The organism is Mycobacterium sp. E2733 (assembly GCF_001667585.1).
Classification (GTDB): Bacteria; Actinomycetota; Actinomycetes; order Mycobacteriales; family Mycobacteriaceae; genus Mycobacterium.
Window position 1 is genome coordinate 1 of record NZ_LZJZ01000049.1, and the last position, 974, is coordinate 974.

1 protein-coding gene and 1 pseudogene are annotated in these 974 nt (G+C 69.4%); one reads left to right on the forward strand and one right to left on the reverse strand.

Annotation, left to right across the window (positions count from 1 at the left end; translation table 11 throughout):
- Nucleotides 1-592: VWA domain-containing protein (locus tag A5678_RS09960; RefSeq protein WP_156746839.1), on the forward strand; the 592-nt coding region annotated here is incomplete at its 5' end.
- 4 nt (nucleotides 593-596) lie between these two features.
- On the opposite strand, the pseudogene A5678_RS09965 reads toward A5678_RS09960, so the two are convergent.
- Nucleotides 597-974 (reverse strand): annotated as a pseudogene (locus tag A5678_RS09965) (hypothetical protein); the annotation flags it as partial.

The window sequence follows — 974 nt, forward strand, 5'->3', positions numbered from 1 at the left end:
CCTCGGGCTGGTCGGCTTCGCGGGCACGCCGTACCTGCTGGTGCCGCCGACCCCGCAGCACCAGGCGACCATCGACGCCCTGAAGAAGCTCGACTTCGCCGACAGCACGGCCACCGGCGAGGCCATCTTCACCGCCCTGCACGCGGTGAGCGCCAACGCGATCACCGGGGGCGACACCCCGCCGCCGGCCCGCATCGTCCTGCTCTCCGACGGCAAGGAGAACAAGCCGTCCAACCCCAGCGATCCGCATGACGGGGCCTACACCGCGGCGCGGCTTGCCCGCGACGAGGGCGTGCAGATCTCGACGATCTCCTTCGGCACGCCGTACGGCACCGTCGAGTACGAGGGCGCCACCATCCCGGTTCCCGTCGACGACCAGACCCTGCAGAAGATCTGCGAAATCACCGACGGCCAGTCGTTCCACGCGGACAGCCTCGAGTCGCTGAAGAACGTCTACGCGACCCTGCAGCGCCAGATCGGCTACGAGACCGTCAAGGGCGACGCCAGCCTGGCGTGGATGCTGCTGGGGGCCGTCGCGATGGCCGGCGCCATCTTGGCCGGGCTGTTGCTGAACCGCCGGCTGCCGTCCTGAGCGGTCAGACCGGGAGCCGCCGGTTGATCCGCAGCGCCAGCGCCGTCGCGATCAGCGCGGTGATGACGCCCAGGCGCAACCACCCGGCGCTGCCCGGCCCCGGCACCGTGCGGTAGCCGATGTCCTTCTCGATGGCGTTGTAGCTCTTGGACAGCTCGTCGACGTTGCTGGCCGTGTAGGACTGCCCGCCGGACAGCTTGGCGATCATCTTCATCTGGTCGGTCGAGACCGGGACGGCCACCCGCTTCCCGTCCATCTCGATCTCGCCGGTCTTGGTGCCGAACGAGATCGTCGAGATGGGCACCCCCTCGTCGCGGGCAAGCCGCGCCGCGGTGTAGGCCCCGTCATGCGGATCGCTGGGGTTGGACGGCTTGTTCTCCTT